The sequence below is a fragment of the Kaarinaea lacus genome (assembly GCF_975902315.1).
Genome location: NZ_CDLKIE010000123.1, coordinates 1 through 5,757, shown reverse-complemented (window position 1 = coordinate 5,757; position 5,757 = coordinate 1). Strand labels below are relative to the sequence as shown.

At 43.5% G+C, this 5,757-nt stretch carries 6 protein-coding genes; 5 read left to right on the top strand and 1 reads right to left on the bottom strand.

Going from position 1 to position 5,757, the window contains the following annotated elements:
- Positions 1-177: 177 nt before the first annotated feature.
- Both ACWVCM_RS03435 and ACWVCM_RS03430 read left to right on the top strand, forming a co-directional pair.
- A complete protein-coding gene (locus tag ACWVCM_RS03435) occupies positions 178-1,059 on the top strand; it encodes a Dyp-type peroxidase (protein WP_455200310.1) in 882 nt (293 codons plus the stop codon).
- A 183-nt stretch (positions 1,060-1,242) separates the two neighbouring features.
- Positions 1,243-1,968, top strand: a complete 726-nt coding sequence (locus ACWVCM_RS03430) for a spermidine synthase (RefSeq protein ID WP_455200309.1) — start codon at positions 1,243-1,245, stop codon at positions 1,966-1,968.
- Positions 1,969-2,075: 107 nt separating this feature from the next.
- Here the strand turns inward: ACWVCM_RS03430 and ACWVCM_RS03425 are convergent, their stop codons facing one another.
- Positions 2,076-3,236: an MBL fold metallo-hydrolase gene (locus ACWVCM_RS03425; RefSeq protein ID WP_455200308.1), complete on the bottom strand. Its 1,161-nt coding sequence runs from the start codon at positions 3,234-3,236 to the stop codon at positions 2,076-2,078.
- Between the two features lie 500 nt (positions 3,237-3,736).
- On the opposite strand from ACWVCM_RS03425, the gene ACWVCM_RS03420 reads away from it, so the two are divergent.
- The 3 genes from ACWVCM_RS03420 (at position 3,737) to ACWVCM_RS03410 (ending at position 5,660) form a co-directional block, all read left to right on the top strand.
- The gene (locus ACWVCM_RS03420) at positions 3,737-4,435 is read left to right on the top strand and encodes a hypothetical protein (RefSeq protein ID WP_455200307.1); all 699 of its coding nucleotides are present in this window, start codon (positions 3,737-3,739) and stop codon (positions 4,433-4,435) included.
- A 460-nt stretch (positions 4,436-4,895) separates the two neighbouring features.
- Positions 4,896-5,372, top strand: a complete 477-nt coding sequence (locus tag ACWVCM_RS03415) for a hypothetical protein (RefSeq protein ID WP_455200306.1) — start codon at positions 4,896-4,898, stop codon at positions 5,370-5,372.
- A 27-nt stretch (positions 5,373-5,399) separates the two neighbouring features.
- Complete coding sequence (locus tag ACWVCM_RS03410) at positions 5,400-5,660, top strand: YkgJ family cysteine cluster protein (protein WP_455200305.1); 261 nt, start codon at positions 5,400-5,402, stop codon at positions 5,658-5,660.
- Positions 5,661-5,757 lie beyond the last annotated feature (97 nt).

The window sequence follows — 5,757 nt, the reverse complement described above, 5'->3', positions numbered from 1 at the left end:
CGAAGCCATTGGATCAATTCCATAACGGGCTTACCATGCCATTATTTTTTGGTTTGGATAATGATCTATATCATAAAGTGAGGTACCCTTAAACTGTAACATAATTTCGTACCAGATTATTCACCTCACTATAATATCGGGCAAGCCGACTACTTAATAATACTCGCAGGAGCCATCATGGGTAATTCACAATCAGGTATTCTGGCCGGCGTACCGACGCTGGCACGCTATGTTAGTTTTTCCATTATGCCTGACAGTAACGTAGCTAAAGTAGTGCAGGAGTTGCCTGGCATGATCGATGGCGATGCTTGTGTCGTGGGTTTTGGAGCGCCGCTGGTGTCAGCGCTTGGCGCAACGATTCCCGGCCTGACAGTATTTCCTAACCTTTCTGGAAAGGGTATAGTCACGCCTTCGACACAATCAGCACTATGGCTTTGGCTGCGCGGGAACGATCGTGGTGATTTGATTCATCAAACCCTGAAATTGCAGAATCAGCTGGGCGCGGCGCTGGAAATTGATGATGTGGTCGATGCCTTTCAATATAAAGATAGCCGTGATTTAAGCGGTTATATAGATGGTACAGAAAATCCTGTCGGTGAAGATGCGGTGGACGCGGCCATTGTAAAAGATGCGGGTTCAGGACTGGATGGGTCCAGTTTTGTGGCGGTCCAACAGTGGGTACACGATCTTAGTCACTTTAATTCCTTTACCCAGGATGAGCAGGACAATATTTTTGGCCGGCGTAAAAGCGATAACGAGGAATTTGATGGGTCACCGGCATCAGCACACGTCAAACGCACTGCACAGGAAAGTTTCGACCCGGAAGCTTTCGTAGTTCGGCGCTCCATGCCGTGGTGTGATGCGTCCGATGAAGGTTTGGTGTTTGTCGCATTCGGGCATTCTTTTGCAGCGTATGAAGCCCTGCTAAATCGAATGATGGGACTGGAAGACGGCATCGTCGATGGATTGTTCCGCTTTACACGCCCGGTATCCGGTGCTTACTACTGGTGCCCACCCATGAAAGATGGGAAACTGGATGTCAGTGCAATCGTAAAGTAGAAAAATAATATAGAATTAGATCTGTTTGTATTCTCCATTAACTGGTCAAACTCACCCTGGTTGTATGCTGGTTAGGTGGGATGAGTTCGGCTGGTTCTAAAATTGCATACCCCATATACAATCAATAACTGGAATTCAAAAGTATCATTAAACCTTGCGATGGCTGTCATTTGGCAAAAAAAAGTGGAAGGCACACGATACGAAGTACGTATGGCTGGCCGAACCCGTCGACTTTATACCAACGGCGTTTTCCACAGTCAGTTCAATCCCGATAATCCGGTGTCGGGTAGCATCTGGGATTTATTGATGATTCCCGCCTTTTTCCATCCCCGGGGAAAAGTGCAACGCATCCTGGTACTGGGGGTAGGTGGAGGGGCTGTGTTACAACAGTTTCAGCATTTTCTAAAACCGAAACATATTACTGGTGTGGAATTAAATCCGTATCATTTATATGTAGCGAGGCGCTATTTCTACGTTAAACAGGATAATGTCGATTTATATCATGCCGATGCGGTGCAATGGGTTAAGGAATATGAAGGGGAAAAATTTGATCTAATCGTTGAGGACCTGTTTGGCGACGAAGCGGGTGAACCTGTTCGCGCCGTTGAGTTGAATGCGGCATGGTTTCGTAAGCTCAATAAGCTATTAACCCGGGATGGTATTCTGGTAAGCAATTTTGTTTCCAGCCGCCAAATGCGACAGTGCGCCTATTTTACGGATGAAAAAATTAAAAAACTGTTCAAGTCAGCCTTTCAGTTTGTCGCTCCGCATTATGAAAATGTGATTGGGGTGTTTCTTAAAATTGATTCCAATCAACGCGATTTAAAACAAAATTTAAGTGATATACCGCAGCTTAATCCTAATCTAAAGTCTTGCCGTCTACGCTATACCGTTCGCAGGATTCAATAAACGACAAGCATAAAAAAAGCGAAACAATCAAAGAAGGTAGGAGATTGTTTCGCTTTAAGGTGTAGTGCACGTAGAGAGGTAAATGCACTACGGGTACAACTGGTTGTCTAACGGTGACGACGACTCAAATTAATCACCTGCAAGTCTTCTGCTGCTTTAATTCTTCCGTCGTAACCCTGGTTACGGATCAGGATTTCAATTTCATCAGTACGGTCCTGGGTTACACGCGTTAAATGGGACAATAAAACTTTTGCAACACCAGCCGCTGTAGCAACTTCACCAATGCGCGAAGGGGTAGTATGTAGTGCAAAGAAAACCGCATCATTTGGGCCGCTAGGTTCGTCATCCATAATGGCGGTGTCGTAAATCAGCAGGTCAGCGCCTTTAGAAATCTCTACCATGTTGCCGCCATTCGGAAGAGGGGTTCCATCCGGTAAAGAAGATCTTGAACTGGTATCGCCGGAATATACGATGCTTTTACCTTTATACTCGATGCGATAAGCCAGAGCCGGTACCGGACCATGATTGACACCAACTGCTTTTATTTTCAGGCCTTTTTCGTTAAGGATTGTTTTCTCAGTATATGTAGTCCATCCAGCTGGAATATCCATTGATTCATAGCCAAAGATACCGCCGCTGATGGCGCGTGAGAAAATGTGAAGATAGCGTTCGTTACCTGGAATGACATCTTCATCTTTATTTTTAAATTTGTAGTGGCTGTCGACGAACTCTGTTGTGTCAGGATACTGTGGAACATCAGGATCCGCTTCGGGAAATACAGCGGGTGGAAAGGGCACACCGTTGGTAGCCGGTCCATAAATACGGAACGGTGCAGTGCGGCCCGGCGGGAACGTACCCGGATTGGCCAAATTGAATGCGCGATTATGAAAGTAAACCGTTTTAATTATGGGCGATAAGTCTCCCATGTGGTCAATGTGTAAATGGGTTAATAGAATAATATCCAGATCTTTTACATCGACGCCACTAGCAGCCAGTCGTTGAAAGGTACCGCCACCGGCATCCATCAGGATCTTCGGCTGGCCATCAACAAATATAAGATAACCCGCGCTGGCGCGACCTTGTTCTGTGGCTACCGGCCCACCTGATCCAAGTACTAAAACGGATAAGTCACCTTTGACTTTATCAACGGCGAGTTCTTTCTTTCTGTCATCGTCGTCATGATCATCACTTGCTATGGCTATACTGCAGACCATGCTAAATAACAAAGTAAACAGAATAAGACTAAAGATGGATGTTTTTTGTGTCATGAAATCTCCCCCGAGATGCGTGGCGAGCACTGCTTAAGCTCTAAGAATAAAAATGCTAAATCTAAATAATCGAAGTAGCGAAGTGTACCCCAATAATATTACGAGGCGTAATGGTTTAGTTAATACATCAATGTGATTTATTGATGATAGATCACTGTAAATATTACAAATCTGACATCATTTTTTAACGACTTGAATATGTCGTAACCAATAGCGTATAGAAAGGCATCAACATTGTGTTTCTATGTATTGAATAGTGAGATATAGAGAGTTTGTATTCATAATTCTTTAATTGAAATTAATTTTAGCGACGCCCCGCATAGGACGAAATTCTGTTTGAAAAGTGGGCTTGTTCGCTGAGTTGGATAGTTTGTTGTTAACCGATCGTTTACTCGCGCTTGATTGCGATGGGATGCGGATTAGTCTTCGACAATGGCTGGGGAATTAATTTGCTGCGACTTTGTCCAATTTTACGACGCTAATGAGCAAAGGAATTATGAATGATTTCAAGTCACTTAAAAATAGTATTAATTTTCCTTACATTTTTTTTGATTCAAGGCTGCAGTACTACACCATTGACACCTTCGCAAACCGCACAAAACTTCTGGGCTGCTGTGCTGGCTGAAGACGACGATACCGCAAGCCGTTATATCACAAAAGCATCGACGTCCACTCTGGAATCGATGCCAAAAGAAATTAATAATGCGACGGTCAGTTTTGGTGAAATTCGCATTAAGGCGAATCATGCATCCATAGAAACTTCTCTTCAGTATGATGATGAACGCAAATCCGAAAATACGACATTTTCTACCTACCTTCAGCAAGAAGAAAAAAACTGGCGTGTGGATTTGATTGAGACTAATAAATCATTACAAAAATCCAGAGAGAAACATGGTTTGAATAAACTGGTTGATGACCTGGAAAAGTTAGGTCATGATTTCTCTACGCAGATGGATGAAATGCGGAAAAACTGGGAAGAGGCGCAGCCGGAGATCAAAAAAGAGCTCGAAGCGCTGGGAAAATCAGTTCAGGACGACGTGGAAGGGGCCATTGAGAAATACGGACCTGAAATCGAGCAGAATTTGCAGGAGCTTACAGATTCACTGGATGAAGCCCTGAAGGAATTACAGAAGAGCTTGCCCCAGCAAGGTGAGCCCAAGAACGAGAAAGAGGAGCAACCCGAAGGTCGTCTGATCTGACGTTCATTCACTTACACAGTCAAAATTGAGAGCACAAAAAAAGCCAACCACGGACCTGGTTGGCTTTTTTATTTTTTGTCTATTTTTTATTTAAACTTTTTTGCTGTCATTGAAAGCGCCGATCATGGCCAGTGCGAATAATCCAATGAACAAAATGATATGTAATTCCATCGCTCCCCTCCGATTATTGTTTTGTTAGTTAAACGTTGTTGTTGAAGTATAATTGTTGCGCGTTTGAGACTATCGAAGAACGCCGGTGAGGTCAAATATCTTCGAAAAACCATGTAGTTAGTGAGTGTAAGATTCTAATCGTTTCGAATATCCGGTTGCCTTGCACCATAAGAATATTTAACTAGGTTGTACAGGCGGGTTCACATAGAATGGTATGTATTATCTCATTATTTCAGGGACTTGAAGCACCATGTTGAATTTACTGTTATGTATATCCTTACAATTAACAGTGTCATTACCTAATGGTTTTGAGGGGATTAACTGGGGTATGACCATTGAAGAGTTAACCAGCCAGTTTGAGGTGCACAAAGCGACCCCCGGTAGTGATTACAGTTATGCCGATCACATGGAGGCTGATCCTGACGTTTACGTGCGTCATACCGAGGATAACAAAAAAATTGAGTATTACTTTTTCGATGGTCGTTTGTACAAGATCTACATTGTTTATGATCGTGAGAAATCCACCGATCGATTTTATAAAAGCCTGATTGATAAAGCGCATAAAGAATATGGACCCGCGCAATCCCACTATCAGGAAAACGTCTTTGGTATTTTAGTGTTGCACGTCAAGTGGGATGATGGGACGTCAATCATGGATTTACGCTCTGGAGCAGGTTACGTGTACGAAGTATTGATAGACAAAGCGGCGGAACGTGAGAAAGCGAATAAACTTCGTCGTAAACGCAACCTCAAAGAATCGATATAAGCTTACCGTTTTAATGGAGTGCGTATCATGGAATGTAGAGTAGGCTGCGGAGCTTGTTGTATTGCGCCATCCATCACTTCATCTATACCTGGTATGCCCAATGGTAAACCTGCGGGTGTGCGTTGCACACAGTTGAGTGACGAAAATCAATGCCTGTTGTTCGATAGTCCTGACCGCCCTGCAGTGTGTATTGGTTTTAACGCCAGTAAGGATATATGTGGGGAGAACTTTGAAGAAGCAATGCAACATCTGCTTGTATTAGAGAAAGTGACTTCCAGCAAGAATTAGCCTGAAACATTTCCTGATGCGGTTAAAAATTCAATCGTGGTAAAAATGGGGACCGCAGTCCCCATCATTCTGTTTGTGGTATCTATCCCATACTATT

What these genes read in the sequence shown, in the direction of transcription:
- ACWVCM_RS03425 (WP_455200308.1), bottom strand. Translation starts at nt 3,236, where the DNA reads ATGACACAAAAAACATCCATCTTTAGTCTTATTCTGTTTACTTTGTTA.
- ACWVCM_RS03420 (WP_455200307.1), top strand. Translation starts at nt 3,737, where the DNA reads ATGATTTCAAGTCACTTAAAAATAGTATTAATTTTCCTTACATTTTTT.
- ACWVCM_RS03410 (WP_455200305.1), top strand. Translation starts at nt 5,400, where the DNA reads ATGGAATGTAGAGTAGGCTGCGGAGCTTGTTGTATTGCGCCATCCATC.
- ACWVCM_RS03435 (WP_455200310.1), top strand. Translation starts at nt 178, where the DNA reads ATGGGTAATTCACAATCAGGTATTCTGGCCGGCGTACCGACGCTGGCA.